Source organism: Sulfurifustis variabilis, assembly GCF_002355415.1.
GTDB classification, from domain to species: Bacteria; Pseudomonadota; Gammaproteobacteria; order Acidiferrobacterales; family Sulfurifustaceae; genus Sulfurifustis; species Sulfurifustis variabilis.
In genome coordinates, this window is sequence record NZ_AP014936.1 from 3826118 (window position 1) to 3839901 (window position 13784).

The 13784-nt window shown below is 69.1% G+C and carries 14 protein-coding genes and 1 riboswitch; of the genes, 8 read left to right on the forward strand and 6 right to left on the reverse strand.

All coding sequences use genetic code 11. The features are described from left to right. The first annotated feature begins 182 nt into the window (after window positions 1-182). Window positions 183-1676: a TolB family protein gene (locus tag SVA_RS18610; protein ID WP_096462637.1), complete on the forward strand. Its 1494-nt coding sequence runs from the start codon at window positions 183-185 to the stop codon at window positions 1674-1676. A 46-nt stretch (window positions 1677-1722) separates the two neighbouring features. Here the strand turns inward: SVA_RS18610 and SVA_RS18615 are convergent, their stop codons facing one another. Beyond that, window positions 1723-2640 (reverse strand): diacylglycerol/lipid kinase family protein, encoded by a 918-nt coding sequence (locus SVA_RS18615; protein ID WP_169924186.1) that lies wholly within the window; start codon window positions 2638-2640, stop codon window positions 1723-1725. A 196-nt stretch (window positions 2641-2836) separates the two neighbouring features. On the opposite strand from SVA_RS18615, the gene SVA_RS18620 reads away from it, so the two are divergent. The 3 genes from SVA_RS18620 to SVA_RS18630 are packed head-to-tail and all read left to right on the forward strand — an operon-like array spanning window position 2837 to window position 4711. After that, on the forward strand, window positions 2837-3076 hold the full coding sequence (locus tag SVA_RS18620) for an HP1242/YdcH family protein (RefSeq protein WP_169924187.1): 240 nt from the start codon (window positions 2837-2839) through the stop codon (window positions 3074-3076). Window positions 3077-3078: 2 nt separating this feature from the next. Next, window positions 3079-3372 carry a transcriptional regulator gene (locus SVA_RS18625; protein ID WP_197703288.1) on the forward strand — a complete coding sequence of 98 codons (294 nt, stop codon included), beginning with the start codon at window positions 3079-3081 and terminating at the stop codon, window positions 3370-3372. A gap of 46 nt (window positions 3373-3418) precedes the next feature. Beyond that, window positions 3419-4711 carry an MFS transporter gene (locus SVA_RS18630; RefSeq protein WP_096462640.1) on the forward strand — a complete coding sequence of 431 codons (1293 nt, stop codon included), beginning with the start codon at window positions 3419-3421 and terminating at the stop codon, window positions 4709-4711. Window positions 4712-4865: 154 nt separating this feature from the next. On the opposite strand, the gene SVA_RS18635 is transcribed toward SVA_RS18630, so the two are convergent. The 3 genes from SVA_RS18635 to thiC form a co-directional block, all read right to left on the reverse strand. Continuing rightward, window positions 4866-5804 carry a CPBP family intramembrane glutamic endopeptidase gene (locus SVA_RS18635; protein ID WP_148665560.1) on the reverse strand — a complete coding sequence of 313 codons (939 nt, stop codon included), beginning with the start codon at window positions 5802-5804 and terminating at the stop codon, window positions 4866-4868. Between the two features lie 93 nt (window positions 5805-5897). Beyond that, window positions 5898-6248, reverse strand: coding sequence for a rhodanese-like domain-containing protein (locus SVA_RS18640; RefSeq protein WP_096462642.1), 351 nt, complete (start codon window positions 6246-6248; stop codon window positions 5898-5900). A 303-nt stretch (window positions 6249-6551) separates the two neighbouring features. Next, entirely contained in the window at window positions 6552-8429 is a 1878-nt protein-coding gene (gene thiC / locus SVA_RS18645; protein ID WP_096462643.1) for a phosphomethylpyrimidine synthase ThiC, read from the reverse strand. A gap of 84 nt (window positions 8430-8513) precedes the next feature. Then, window positions 8514-8616: riboswitch (TPP riboswitch) on the reverse strand. Window positions 8617-8737: 121 nt separating this feature from the next. On the opposite strand from thiC, the gene SVA_RS18650 reads away from it, so the two are divergent. The 4 genes from SVA_RS18650 to SVA_RS18665 are packed head-to-tail and all read left to right on the forward strand — an operon-like array spanning window position 8738 to window position 11509. Continuing rightward, complete coding sequence (locus tag SVA_RS18650; RefSeq protein WP_096462644.1) at window positions 8738-9391, forward strand: protein-L-isoaspartate O-methyltransferase family protein; 654 nt, start codon at window positions 8738-8740, stop codon at window positions 9389-9391. Between the two features lie 21 nt (window positions 9392-9412). After that, entirely contained in the window at window positions 9413-9736 is a 324-nt protein-coding gene (locus SVA_RS18655) for a rhodanese-like domain-containing protein (RefSeq protein ID WP_096462645.1), read from the forward strand. Window positions 9737-9758: 22 nt separating this feature from the next. Then, window positions 9759-11099, forward strand: coding sequence for a TolC family outer membrane protein (locus SVA_RS18660; protein WP_096462646.1), 1341 nt, complete (start codon window positions 9759-9761; stop codon window positions 11097-11099). After that, the gene (locus SVA_RS18665; protein WP_096462647.1) at window positions 11096-11509 is read left to right on the forward strand and encodes a YybH family protein; all 414 of its coding nucleotides are present in this window, start codon (window positions 11096-11098) and stop codon (window positions 11507-11509) included. Before SVA_RS18660 ends, SVA_RS18665 begins: the two co-directional genes overlap by 4 nt. Before the next feature lie 172 nt (window positions 11510-11681). Here SVA_RS18665 and SVA_RS18670 read toward each other — a convergent pair whose 3' ends face one another. Together SVA_RS18670 and waaA are read right to left on the reverse strand one after the other, a co-directional pair. Next, window positions 11682-12191 carry an outer membrane beta-barrel protein gene (locus SVA_RS18670; protein ID WP_169924188.1) on the reverse strand — a complete coding sequence of 170 codons (510 nt, stop codon included), beginning with the start codon at window positions 12189-12191 and terminating at the stop codon, window positions 11682-11684. A gap of 159 nt (window positions 12192-12350) precedes the next feature. Continuing rightward, window positions 12351-13694 (reverse strand): lipid IV(A) 3-deoxy-D-manno-octulosonic acid transferase, encoded by a 1344-nt coding sequence (gene waaA / locus SVA_RS18675; RefSeq protein WP_179948801.1) that lies wholly within the window; start codon window positions 13692-13694, stop codon window positions 12351-12353. Between the last annotated feature and the right edge of the window lie 90 nt (window positions 13695-13784).

A 13784-nucleotide genomic window follows, 5' to 3' on the forward strand; every position in this document is an offset into this window, starting at 1 on the left:
CCCCTGCGCGTCGCAGCGTGTGCGCGCGACCGCCATTCGTCGCCGCGTCCTCCGAACCTCCGGGCAGATCGACCGGCCGTCGCTCGCACTCCGCGTTACTTCGCACGCGCGTGAGGGAAAAACCGGATTGTTCATCGGCGGCAGCGGCATAGAGTCGGCGTCATACAAGGGAGGAACACAATATGGCGCACGATGCGCGCACCCGCGACGCCGCACTCGCATTGCTCCTGTTGCTCGCCGGCTGCGGCGACGGAGCCGACACCGATCCGCAAGCGACGTCGACGTCCTCGCCTCCGCCGGCTTCGGCCGCCCTGCAATCGGTCGTCTACCAGACCTTCGCCGCGAACGGCGATTCGGACCTCCATGCCGTGGCCGAAGACGGCTCGGGCGGCGCCGCGCTCGCGAGCACCGAGCTGCGCGAGCACTTCCGGGGGATCTCGAGCGACGGCTGGGTCATCTACGACCGCCGGGTGAGCGACGTCGCGGCGCACCTCGTCAGCGTGCACATCACCGGGGGCGAGGCCCGGGTGCTGGATGAGTCGGCCTCGGGCAAGCTGTTCCGCGGTTTCACGCCGGACGACCGTGTCGTCTATCAGAAGGCGACCGCCACCGGTACCGCAATCCACAGCATCGGCCCGGACGGTGCTTCGCCGGCGGTGCTGGTCGACGAACCGTACGTCTCCGCCGATTTCGTGGCCGCGACCGCGAGCGACCGCGTCCTCTACCAGACGTGCGAGCGCTCCCGGGATCCGGAGGCGCCGCCGCAGTGCGTCAGCGCCGGTCTCTACAGCGTGGCGGCGGACGGAAGCGACCGTCGCCTGCTGGTCGCCGGCACGCCGCGCGTTGCGCTCGTGACCGACCAGGAGCGCGTGATTTACGAGGCCGATGCGGGCGGTCATCTCGATCTCTACGCCACCGCCTCGGTCGGCGGCGCGCCGGTCACGCTCGCCGGCTCGCCGGATGACGAAGCCGATCCGCGCCTCCTGCCCGACGGGCGCATCCTGTACGCGCGGCGGGTTGCCGGCCAGTGGGACGTGTACATCGTGAACGGGGACGGCAGCGGGAGCCGCGCGCTCCTCGCCGATCCGGAGGACGAGTTCGTCACCGGCATCATGCCCTCCGGCCGCATCCTGTACGTGCGCGGTCCGGGCGGCGGCCGCAATCTCTACGCGATCGATCCCGACGGGACCAACGTGGCCGTGCTCGGCGATTCGACGGACGACGAAAGTCTGCGGCGGGTGACGGCCGAGGGGCGCGTGGTATACAGCGCGCGCCGGGCGACCGGGGGCTTCGCGCAGGACGATCTGTACAGCGTCTCGCCGGACGGCTCCGATCTGCGCGTGCTGGCGGACAGCCAGGAGTTCGAGTGGTTCGAGGACGTCGCCCCGGACGGCCGGGTCGTTTACATGAGTTGCGCCGCCGCGCCCGGCGGCCCCTGCGAGGATCCGGGCGCGCAAAGCGACCTGTACAGCGTGCGCCAGGACGGCGCCGGCACGACCGGGCTCGCCACGACGGGCGACTTCGAGACCTATCGCGGCGTCACGGCGAACAACCGCGTCGTCTACCAGCGGCTCGCCGGCGGGCAGCACGATCTCCGGAGCACCCGTACGGACGGCGCGGAGCCGCGCGCGCTGGCGGAGTCCCCCGTCGACGAACGCTATCAGGGCCTGCACTAGGCGCGGGTGACGACCTGGACTTTGGCATGAAGCATTCGGGAGCGGGTCAGACCGGCGCGGCCCGTGCCGCGCCTTCCTGCCGCGGGAGGTAGATGCGCAGGTCCCGGCCGTGCGCCTCGTACTCGAGCGCCGCAGCCTCGACCGGCTCACCGTCGACGTTCACCAGAAGCGGACCATCGGCCGTGACGCGCACGCGCGGCGTCCGCAGATAATGCACGCCGTCCTGCGCCACGTGCTCGCCGCGGCCGATCAGGAGGCTGATCCGCGCGAAATCGAGCATGCGCATGTCCTCGACGACGCACAGATCGAGCAGCCCGTCGCGCACGCTCGCCGCCGGCGTGATTGCCTGGCCTCCGCCCGTCGCCCGTGCGTTGCCGACGGCGAACACGAGGAAGTCGGCCTCGAACGACCAGTCCGGCCCCTCGAAACGCGCGCGCCGGGCGCTGAGGCCCCTCAGCCTGCGCAGCGCGTTGAGCGCGTACGCGACGGAACCGAACGCCGCCTTGGCCTCGCTCGAGGTCTCGGCCGTCGCTTCGGCGCCGACACCGCCGGTGGAGACGTTCAGGAAGCGCCTCCCGTTCAGGCTCGCCGTATCGATGCGCAGCGGTTCGCCGGAGAGAACGAGATCCGTCGCGGCTTCGATATCCGAGGGAATGCCGGCCTGAACGGCGAAGTCGTTCGCCGTTCCGAGCGGAAGGATGCCGAGCGCCGCGTCGCTGCCCGCGAGACCGTTCAACACCTCGTTCACCGTCCCGTCGCCGCCCGCGGCGATGGCGGTGTCGACGCCCTCGGCGACGAGCTCGCGGGTGAATCGCGTGGCGTCGCCCGACTCCCAGGTTACGCGGGGAAACACGGCGTGCCCGGCTTCGCGCAGGCGCGCGACGAGATCGCGCAGCCCGGGCGTGAACGCGCGCTCCCCGTGCAGGATCAGCGCGAGTCGGCGCCGGTGCCCTCCAGTGGCCATCGGTCCTCCGTGGTTCCGATCACGCCCGTGTCCCGTGACGGATCTTCCAAGGATACGCAGGTGCGGCAATCCGTACACGTTCCGACCGAGCGAATACCTCGTCTCCGCCCCGCGCCGAAAAGGGCCTTTTACTTGACCTGAGACAAGGCCCGGCTCGATACCCGAATGAGAATAGAGGCGCATGAGGAATCCCTGCATGACGCTCCTCCGGGATCCCGACCTGATTCGCGAGTTCCCCGATCTGGCGCCACGCATAACCGGGCTAATGCTGGCGAGTCCAGGCTTCGCGGCCCTCTACGCCGAGTACGAGATCGTCGACCGCGAGATCCGCGCGATCGGCGGCCACACGGAACCCGGTCAGGGCGACCACGTCCGCGGCCTCGAGAAGCGACGCGCGCGGCTTCGCGAAATGCTGCACGCGATGCTCAAGGATTGACCGTGTTCCGCCGCGATCTCATCGCCCTTCTCCGGGACGCGCGCAGCGTGCACGACCTGGCGCGCGAGCTCGACGCGAGGCCTGCCGAGATCGAGGAAGACCTGGTGCATCTGCTCCGCAGCCTGCGGCGCGGCACGGAGTACCGCGCGGTCGTGGTCCCCGCCCGCTGTCGCCGCTGCGGCTTCACGTTTCGGGACGACCGGCTCTCGAAGCCCGGCAAGTGCCCGCGCTGTCGGCACACCTGGATCGCGGCGCCGCTCGTACGGATCGAGCCCGCCGGGGATCGCTCCGGCTGACCGGTCGCTGGCGGGCGCGCCGCGCTTCTCTTACCATCCGCTTCGCATGCGCGATCCGGATCCGGGCAGCCGCGCGGACGTTCCGCGCCTGGTATTCCTCTTCGGCCTCGCCTATTTCGCGCAGGCGCTCGGGCAGATGGGCGGCCTCCTGAGCCAGCCCCTCGCCTATTACTTCAAGGAAGCGCTCGGTTTCGACAGCGCGCAGCTCGCCGAGTACCTCGCGGTCCTTTCCCTTCCCTGGATGATCAAGCCGCTCTACGGGCTGATCAGCGACTACGTGCCGCTCCTCGGCTACCGGCGCAGGACGTGGCTGATGCTCGTGAACCTGTGCGCGGCGACCGGCTTCCTGTGGCTCTCCGGCCTCACGGAGCTCGGCACGATGCTGATCGCGCTCTTTCTCGCCGCCTTCGGCACGGCGGCCGCCGACGTGATCGTCGACGCGCTCATGGTCGAGACCGGGAACCGCACCGGGGAAACGGCGCGCTTCCTCGGCGTGCAGTGGTTCTGGTTCAAGACGGGCGCGATCGTGACCGCGCTCACCGGCGGCTGGCTCGCTTCGCAGTTTCCTCCGGCCACGGCCCTGCACGTCGCGGCGACGCTCACGATGCTCGCTCCGATCGCCGTGGCCGTCGCGGCCTACCTGCTCGCGCGCGAAGACCGCGCCGCGATCGACGTCGAGTCCATGCGCGCGACCACCCGCAGCCTCGTCCTGGCCGTGCGCTCGCCGAACCTGCGGATTGCCGCCGCCTTCCTGGCGCTCTGGTGCTTCAGCCCGGCCTTCGGCGCGCCGCTTTACTACCACATGGTGGACCGCCTGCACTTCGAACAGCAGTTCATCGGGCAGCTCGGCGCCCTGACCGCCGGCGGCGCGGTGATCGGCGCCTGGGTGTTCGCGCGGCGCATGGCGGACAGGACGCTCGTCTGGCGCGCCAAGTTCAGCGTGACGGCAGCGGCGGCCGGCATGCTGTCGTACCTGCTGCTCGCCGAACCCCATCCCTACGTCGCCACGGTCGCCATGCCGCTCAACGTCTTCGTCGGGATGGTCGCGCAGATCGGGACGCTCACGATCCTCTCGGTCGCCGCGCAGGCCTGCCCGCCGCGCGCGGAGGGCTTCGTGTTCGCGGCCCTCATGTCGCTGTACAACGGGGTCGAGCAGCTCTCGGCGGTCGTCGGCGCGCGACTCTACGAGCAGGCGTTCGAGCGCTCGCTCGCGCCGCTCCTGTGGGTCGCGGCCGCCTCGCTCCTGCTTTGCTTCGTGCTGATCCCTTCGCTCAAGCGGCTGGGCAACGGCCGGGACGCGCGAGCTTCCGCGCCGGGCACGGAGCGACCGGCGGTGTGAACGGTGCTGAGGCGGCCCGAACGCGTTCCCCGCCCATCGGAGACGCGGTCTCTTGGTTCGCTCCGAGGATCGCGCCCGGAGTGGATTGGGCTGAGTACAGAGACGGACGAAAGGGGAACCGGGTCGGGAATCGTTATCGGGCAGTCCGGCCCGGTCAAAAAGACAACCTGAGCTCCAGCACCTGCGCCCGGCCGCCCTCGCGAATCGCGGATAACCCGGCAAGCACGTTGATCCAGTAGTGCAGCGCCACGCCCTCGCCCGCCTCGAAGCCGTTTCGCTGGTGCAGCCACCCCAGGTACAGCCCGGCCGCGGTCGCCTGCACGGCATTCGCCGTCTGCCCCTCGCCGGTATGCCCGAGGCCGAAGATCACGGAAGAGATCGCGAGCCCCCACCGGTTTCCGTAGCGCTCGCTGAACTCGTTGTTGATGAAGCCCCGGAAGAACGCCTCCTCGCCGACCGCCGTCATCTCGTTCGCGACGAGGTTGTAGAGGTGCAGGTCCCCCTCGCTCACGTCCGGCGCCCGATCGATGCGGTATCCGTCGTCGGCCGCCAGCACCGCGGCCGCCTGGATCAGGAGGGGCACGAAGGTCGTGGCCCGCGAGAGATAACGGAGGGAGAACGGGGCGCGGGCAAGGTCCGCCAGCGACTCGCGCGGGAGCGGCGTCCGATAGCCGGCGTTGTCGCGCTGCCGGGCGTCGCGATAGGCGGCGTAAGAAGAATAGAGCGCGGTGTCGAAGGCCAGCCGCGCCGCGTAGTCGTAGCGCAGCGTGGTCTTGTTGATGACCTCGCGGTCCTCGTCCTCGTCGTAGCGTGCGTCCTCGTCGAGGAAGTCGTCCCTGTCGCGTTGACGGAGGGCGCCGTAAAGCGAGACCCCGAAGACGCCGAAGTGCGCGAGTCCCTCGCCGTAGTCGCCGGCCATCGCCTGTCCGCTTCCGGGCAGGATCGCGCTCGCCATGCCCTTCCAGAACGCCGCCGGCTCGGCGAGCGCCGGACGGGCGGCCAGGCACGCGCACGAAACGAACACGCACAGGCCGCCGCGTGAAGCCAGAGATGTTCCCGTCGCCCGGTGCTTTCTCTTCACGCGTATTTTCATCTTCTTTCCGCTCCGATCGGCGGCAGAAGATCAGGTTCCCAAAAGGAAAGCCCGGCCGGGCCGGGCTTTCCGTGGAGCAACGGCGACGCTGGGCTAGACCGCCTGCTTCATGGCCGAGATCCGGCCCCCGGTCTGCGACCAGCCGATCATGCCGCCCCGGAGGTTATAGACGTTATCGAAGCCGCGCTGCTGCATGAACATGCAGGCCTGAGCCGATCGGGCGCCGCTGCGGCAAACGAAGACGTACGTCTCTTTGGGGTCGAACTCGTGCAGCTTGAGCGGCACGGTGTTGAGCGGCATCGGCTCGGCGCCGGGGATGCTGCCGCCCGCGATTTCCTGCGGGGAGCGAACGTCGATGATTCGGAAGGTTCCCCCGTTCTTGCCCTCGAGCCATTCCTGGAGGAGGGGCGCGTCGATTTCCTTGATCGTGCTCCTGAAAAACATGAATAAATGTCTCCCTTGCCAACATTAGTGGCGCATATTAGCGACTTCTTATATGTCCGCCAACCCGGCAATTCAAGGCGTTACGGCATCGGGTCGGGCCGTCCCTCCTTTTTATAGGTATCCGGGTGACGCGGCGCGAGTGTGCCAGCTTTGGCGACTCGTGGGGAGGGTAAACCGCCCGGAAACCCTGTTCGCGACGGGCGCTGGACTGGATGTCGGAGCGCCGGCGGAAGTCACGGCACCCGGCGTGGGCTGGTGCGGCATCCCGGTCGATCCGACCGGGCTTGCGCTCGGACTCCGCGGTCACGCCTTCCGGTAGATCTCCGAGCCGGTCTTCTTGAACTCCGCGGCCTTCTCCTCGAGCCCCTTCTCGAGCGCCTCGTCCTCGGCGACGCCCTGGCTCGCGGCGTAGTCCCGCACCTCCTGCGTAATCTTCATGGAGCAGAAGTGCGGGCCGCACATGGAGCAGAAGTGCGCGAGCTTCGCGCCCTCCTGGGGCAGCGTCTCGTCGTGGAACTCGCGCGCCGTGTCGGGATCGAGCGAGAGGTTGAACTGGTCCTCCCAGCGGAACTCGAAGCGCGCCTTGGAGAGCGCGTTGTCGCGAATCTGCGCGCCGGGATGGCCCTTCGCGAGATCCGCCGCGTGGGCGGCAATCTTGTAGGCGATGATGCCGTCCTTCACGTCCTTGCGGTTGGGCAGCCCGAGGTGCTCCTTCGGCGTCACGTAGCAGAGCATCGCGGTTCCGAACCAGCCGATCATCGCGGCGCCGATGGCGGAAGTAATATGGTCGTAGCCCGGGGCGATGTCGGTCGTGAGGGGCCCGAGCGTGTAGAACGGCGCCTCCGCGCAGTCGCCGAGCTCCTTCTCCATGTTCTCCTTGATGAGCTGCATGGGGATGTGGCCGGGGCCCTCGATCATCACCTGCACGTCGTGCTTCCAGGCGATTTGCGTGAGCTCGCCGAGCGTCTTGAGCTCCGCGAACTGCGCGGCGTCGTTCGCGTCCGCGATCGAGCCGGGACGCAGCCCGTCGCCGAGCGAGAAGGCGACGTCGTAGACCTTCATGATCTCGCAGATCTCCTCGAAGCGCGTATAGAGGAAGCTCTCCTTGTGGTGCGCGAGGCACCACTTCGCCATGATCGAGCCGCCGCGAGAAACGATGCCGGTCACGCGCCGTGCCGTGAGCGGGATGTACGGCAGGCGCACGCCCGCGTGCACGGTGAAGTAGTCCACGCCCTGCTCGGCCTGCTCGATCAGCGTGTCGCGGTAGATCTCCCACGTGAGCTCCTCTGCCTTGCCGTCCACCTTCTCGAGCGCCTGGTAGATCGGCACGGTGCCGATCGGCACCGGCGAGTTGCGGATGATCCACTCGCGCGTCTCGTGGATGTGTCTTCCCGTGGAGAGGTCCATCACCGTGTCCGCGCCCCAGCGCGTGGACCACACCATCTTCTCGACCTCCTCGCGGATCGAGGACGCGACCGGCGAGTTGCCGATGTTGGCGTTGATCTTCACGAGAAAGTTGCGGCCGATGATCATCGGCTCGGACTCGGGGTGGTTGATGTTCGCCGGAATGATGGCGCGCCCGCGCGCGACCTCGTCGCGCACGAACTCGGGCGTGATCGTCTTCGGAATGGCCGCGCCGAAGCTCATGCCCGGATGCTGCGCCAGCAGCAGCGCGTCGCGGTAGGCGTCGCGCCGCAGGTTCTCGCGGATCGCGACGTACTCCATCTCGGGCGTCACGATGCCGCGGCGCGCGTAGTGCATCTGCGTGACGTTCGCGCCGGCCTTCGCGCGGCGCGGGCGCGGCTCGTTGGGAAAACGCACGTCGTCGAGCTTGCGGTCGCTCTTCCGCGCGCGGCCGTAGGCCGAGGTCACGTCGGACAGCGGCTCGCTGTCGCCGCGCTCCTCGATCCAGCGCGCGCGCAGCGGCGCCAGGCCCTTGCGCGCGTCGGTTTCGACGGCGGGGTCGGTGTAGGGACCGGAGCTGTCGTAGACCCAGATCGGGGGGTTGCGCTCGGCGCCGCCGCTCCCGCGCGTGTCCGCCTGCGCCACCTCGCGCATGGGGACGCGGATATCGGGGCGGCTGCCCTCGACGTGGATCTTGCGGCTCGCGGGGAAAGGGGCCGTGTACTCGGGGCCGAGGCGGATCGCCGCGGTCACTGCGTCTTTGGGGTTCGCGCTCATGGCTCGCTTCCTCGCCGCACGGCGGCATTCAACGGGCGCGCACCGTGCGCGCGGGGCAGGCAATGAGACTGCAGGGAGCGAGTGACGGACCGCCCACAGCTTCCCTCCGCCGGAGTTACCCGGATCAGGTTCAAAGGGTGATGTCTCAGCACCCGGCGCGACGCGCGGGGCACCCCTAGCCGTTGGTCGGGCCAAGCTAATGGATCGGTCGCGCATTTGCAACACGCCGGCTTTTCCCTTGCCTGCCCGCGCCAAACTGCTTAGGCTAGCGGCTCTTTTCCCTGGCCTCCTTGCTGGAAATGCGATCCATGGACTTCGCGGAAGCGCGGCAGAAAATGCTGGATCAGCAGGTCCGTCCGTGGGAGGTCCTCGACCCGCGGGTCCTCGAGGCCATGGCCCGCACCCCTCGCGAGCACTACGCGCCCGAGGCATACCGCAAGCTGGCGTACGCCGACATGTGCCTGCCGCTCGGGCGCGGGCAGGTCATGATGCCGCCCAAGCTCGAGGCGCGCCTGCTCCAGGCCCTCGATATCGAGCCGAAGGACCGGATCCTCGAGATCGGCACCGGCAGCGGCTACGTCACGGCACTCCTTGCGAGCCTCGGCGGACACGTCTACAGCGTCGAAATGATCCCGGAGTTCCAGGCGCGCGCCGCGGAGAAGCTCGCCGAGGCGGGCATCCGGAACGTGACCCTGGAGGTCGGCGACGCCGCGCGTGGCTGGACTCGGCACGCACCCTACGACGTCATCTTCGTCGGGGGCTCGCTACCCCTGTTTCCCGACGACATCCGCGCGCAGCTCGCGCCCGGTGGGCGCATGGTCGCGATCGTCGGCCAATCGCCCGCCATGGAGGCGCGACGGATCGTGCGCCTGGCCAGGGACAACTGGAGCGAGACGTCGCTCTTCGAGACCGACCTGCCTCCGCTCATCAACGCCCCGGAGCCGCCCCGGTTCGTTTTCTAGCGCCCGGCAAACCGCCTTGCGATGGTCCAGCAACTGACCGTCAAGCAGCTTCATGACTGGCTGAGCAGGGAGGGGGGCCGGCCGGTGATCCTGGACGTGCGGGAACCGTGGGAACTGCAGGTGTGCGCCCTGCCGGATTCCAGGCACATCCCCATGCGCCAGATCCCGCTGCGCGTCGCGGAGCTCGACCCGGAGGCCGAGCTGGTGGTGGTCTGCCATCACGGCATCCGCAGCCAGCAAGTGGCGAACTACCTCGACCGCCAAGGCTTCGGCCGCATCTATAACCTGCGAGGCGGGGTCGACGCCTGGGCCAGGGAGATCGACCCGGGCATGGCGACGTACTGAGTACGGGGCGAGGCGCGGACCGATGAGGTTGCCGATCCGCTCCCGCCTCGCCGGCCTGCTGCTCGCCTTCGCGTCCCCCGCGCCGGCGGACGATCTGCTCGACGTGTATCGCCGTGCCGAGCAGAACGACCCGCGCTTTCGCGCCGCCACCGCCACGTACCGCGCGGCCCTGGAGCGGCGTCCGCAGGCCCGCGCCGGCCTGCTCCCGCTCATCGAAGCGACCGCCGACGCGACCCGCAACGACAACCGCGTCCGGACCGACGCCGGGATCGTGTCGCGGCCGGCCGGGCGCGCCTCTTTCGACAGCACGGGCTACACGCTGAGCCTCACGCAACCGGTCTACAACGCCGCGGTCTTCGCCGGGCTGCGCCAGGCGGGGGCCGAGGTCCGGCGCGCCGAGGCCCAGTTCGCGGCCGCGCGCCAGGAGCTGATCACGCGTGCCGCGGAGGCCTACTTTCAGGTCCTCGCCGCGCAGGACGGGCTCGCGCTCGCCGAGGCGGAGCAGACCGCGATCGCGCGTCAGCTCGAGGTCGCCGAGGGACGCCTCGAGGTCGGACTCGCCGCCATCACCGACGTGCACGACGCGCGGGCGCGCTTCGAGCTCGCGGCCGCGCAGCTCATCGAGGCCCGGAACCTCCTTGCCGACCGCCGGGAGGCCCTGCGCGAACTGACCGGCGCCGCCCCTGTCGCGCTCGCGCCGCTGGCCGACCTGCCGCTGACCAGACCCGAACCGGCTGAGGTCGACCGCTGGGTCGAGACGGCCGGACGGCAGAACCTGGCACTGGCCGCGAGCCGCGAGGCGGTCGAGATTGCGCGGGAGGAAGTGCGGCGCCGGCGCGCCGGTCATTTTCCGACGCTCGATATCGTGGGCAGCAGGACATACACGGATGACGAAGGTTCGGTCGCCCGGCCCGACGTGAACGTGCGTACGGACAACGAAGCCATCGGGCTCGAGCTCAACCTGCCGATCTTCCAGGGCGGGCTCGTGGCCGCGCGCACCGCCGAGGCGGCGCAGCTCCTGCAGGCGGCGGAGCAGGAGCTCGAGGCAGCGGTGCGGGGCGTCGAGCGCGCGACGCGCGCGGCCTATCTCGGCGCGGCGAGCGGCGCCGCGCGCGTGCAGGCGTTGACCCAGGCGGTGGTCGCGAGCGAATCGGCGCTCGAGGCCAAGCGCGAAGGTTTCGAGGCCGGCATCAACTCCAACATCGACGTGCTCGACGCGAGCCGCGATCTCTTCCGCGCCAGGCGCGACCTTGCCGCCGCGCGGTATGATTACGTGCTCAATCTCATGCGGCTCAAGCAGTCGGCCGGCACGCTCGGCGACGAGGACCTCGTGACGGTCAACAACTGGCTCGGTGCGCGATGAACGACCCGCGATTCTCCAGCGCCGAGGAGGCCGAAGCGGCGTTCTACCGCGCCTTCGAGCGGCGCGATCTCGACGCCATGATGGCCGTATGGGCCGACGAAGCGACGGTGGTGTGCGTGCACCCGGGGGGCCCGATGCTCATCGGCCGTGAGGCCGTGCGCGCGAGCTGGGAGCAGATTCTCGGCGGTGGCGGGTCCGTGGGCTTCACGGTGCAGGAGGTGCGGCGCGAGACGCGCGACGGTCTCGCGGTGCACGTCGTCCAGGAGCACATCCGCGCCGGTGACGAGCGGCCGGGCCCGCCGGTGCTCGCGACCAATGTCTACCGGCTCACGGATCGCGGTTGGCGGATGATCCTTCACCATGCCTCGCCGTCGCCCCGGCCGGCGCGTCCGCGGGGCATGGTGCACTGACCGACGGGCGATTTTGAACGTTGAAGTCCAATGCTGATTGGCGGCCTGCGCGAAATGCGCACGACGATTCAACATCGAGCATTCGACATTTGCTTGTGGGCAAAACGAATAACAGAGCCCAAGAAAGGAACAGCCCCCGAAGGGGCTGTCCGTAACCGGCGGTGGATCCGTCCTACGGGCGGTAGACGAAGTTGAACTGCAGCGAGCTGATCTCGTCGCGCTCGACGAGCTCCAGGCGGAGCTGCGTCTGCTTGTTCACGTTGAAGCCGCCGCCAATACCGAACATCAGCCCGTCGTCATCGCCGAAGTCGAAGCCCAGGCGACCGATCAGGTCGAACTGCGGGTTGAGCGCAAGCCGGCCGACGCCCGTCGCCCAGAGACCTTTCGCATCGCCTTCCGCGCACTGCCTGATGCCGAAAAAGGTGTCGCACGCCTTCATGTCACCGCTGTCCATGTAACCCACCTCGGCGTCCAGGCTGACGTTTCGCGCCAACTGGCCGAACTCGTAGCCGCCGAAAATCTGGAAGCCGGTGCCCTCGTCGTCGATTCCGGACGCATCATTCTGGCTGATCCCGGCGCCGAAAAAGAGCTTGGTGGAATCGAATCCCCCCTGGGCGGCAGCCAGCGGGGGTACCGCGAGTGCGGCGGAGAACGTCAACAGCGCAAGCGTCCTGAGCTTCATATTGTTGTTACCCTCTATATGTTGATTCGACTTGTTGTGCCGGGCAGCGGCGCCAGCCGGACGACCGGCCTTTCGATTGCACGTACCCAACAAGGTAGACGATAAGCGGTTTTCGCAGCACGTGGCCATTCGCGCCTGTCCGGCGCAAGCGGCCGCTGGTCAGGCGTGGGGATCGGCGGGGATCAGTTTGCCGATCAGTTCCAGCGTTCTTTCGACCGCACCGCGGTTCTCGGCCACCATGCGCTTGCCGGCCTCTCCGGCGTTGAAGCGGCGGTTGGCGTTGCCCATGAAATCGCTGATGGCGGGCGCGAGCTGCGTGGCGTTCATGACCTGCACTCCGGCGCCGCGCTCGAGCGTGAGCCGGGCGATCTCCGTGAAATTGTGCATGTGGGGACCGAACACGACCGGCGTGCCGACGGCCGCCGCCTCGAGCAGGTTGTGCCCGCCGGTCGGCACCAGGCTGCCGCCGATGAACGCCACGTCCGCCGCGCCATAGAAGAGCTGCAGCTCGCCCATGGTATCGCCGATGAGCACCTCCACCGCGGCGTCGATGGGGCCGCGTCGCTCGCTCCAAAGAGCGGTGCGGCAGCCGCTCTTCTTCGTCAGGCGCGCGACCGGCGCGAAGCGTTCCGGGTGGCGCGGCACGATCACGAGCAGGTGATCGGGGAAGCGGCGGGTGAGCTGCGTGCGCGCGGCGAGCACGAGCTCCTCCTCTCCCTCGTGCGTGCTCGCCGCGAGCCACACGGGCCGGTCCCGCCCCCACTGGCCGCGCAGCACCTCGGTCGCTTCGCGCACGCTCGCCGAGAGGTTCACGTCGAACTTGATGCTGCCCGTGACGTGCACGATCTCCCCCGGTGCGCCGAGCCGGCGCACGCGCTCGGCGTCCGCCTGCGTCTGGGGCGCGAGCACCGTGGCCTGCGCGAGCGTCGCGCGCATGAGCCGCGGAAACCGGAGGTAACGCTGCACGGCCCGCTCGGAAAGGCGCAGGTTCGCCACCATGACGGGGATACCGCGGTCGCGGCAGAGATGAAACAGGTTCGGCCAGAGCTCGGTCTCCATCACGATCGCGATCGCCGGCTGCACGCGATCGAGAAAGCGGCCGACGGCCGACGGCAGGTCGTACGGCACGTAGCAGTGCGCGACCTCGTCGTCGAAGAGGCGTCGGACCGTGGCCGAGCCGGTCGGCGTCATCGTGGTGACGAGAAGCCGGTAGCGTGGAAAGCGGTCCAGGAGCGCGCGCACCAGCGGCGCGGCCGCCTGGGTCTCACCGACGGATACCGCGTGGAGCCAGATGACCGGACGATCGATCGGTCCGATATGCCCGAAGCGCTCCGAAATGCGCCGCCAGTACCCGGGCAGACGCAGACCCGACCGCGTTCCGTCGGCGGAGCGCGTCTCGCCGACGAGCGCCCGGATGCCGCGCCAGAACAGCCGCAGCAGGATGAACGGCACCAGCGCGTAGAAGGCGGCCGAGTAGAGGCGAAGCAGGGATGAGCGGCTCACGGAGGCCGGATGATATCGGCCGGGGACCGGGCGGAACAAGCGCGCCCAGGGGACGGGCTGGAGCGGGATGTTGCTGGAGTCAGGCGGACC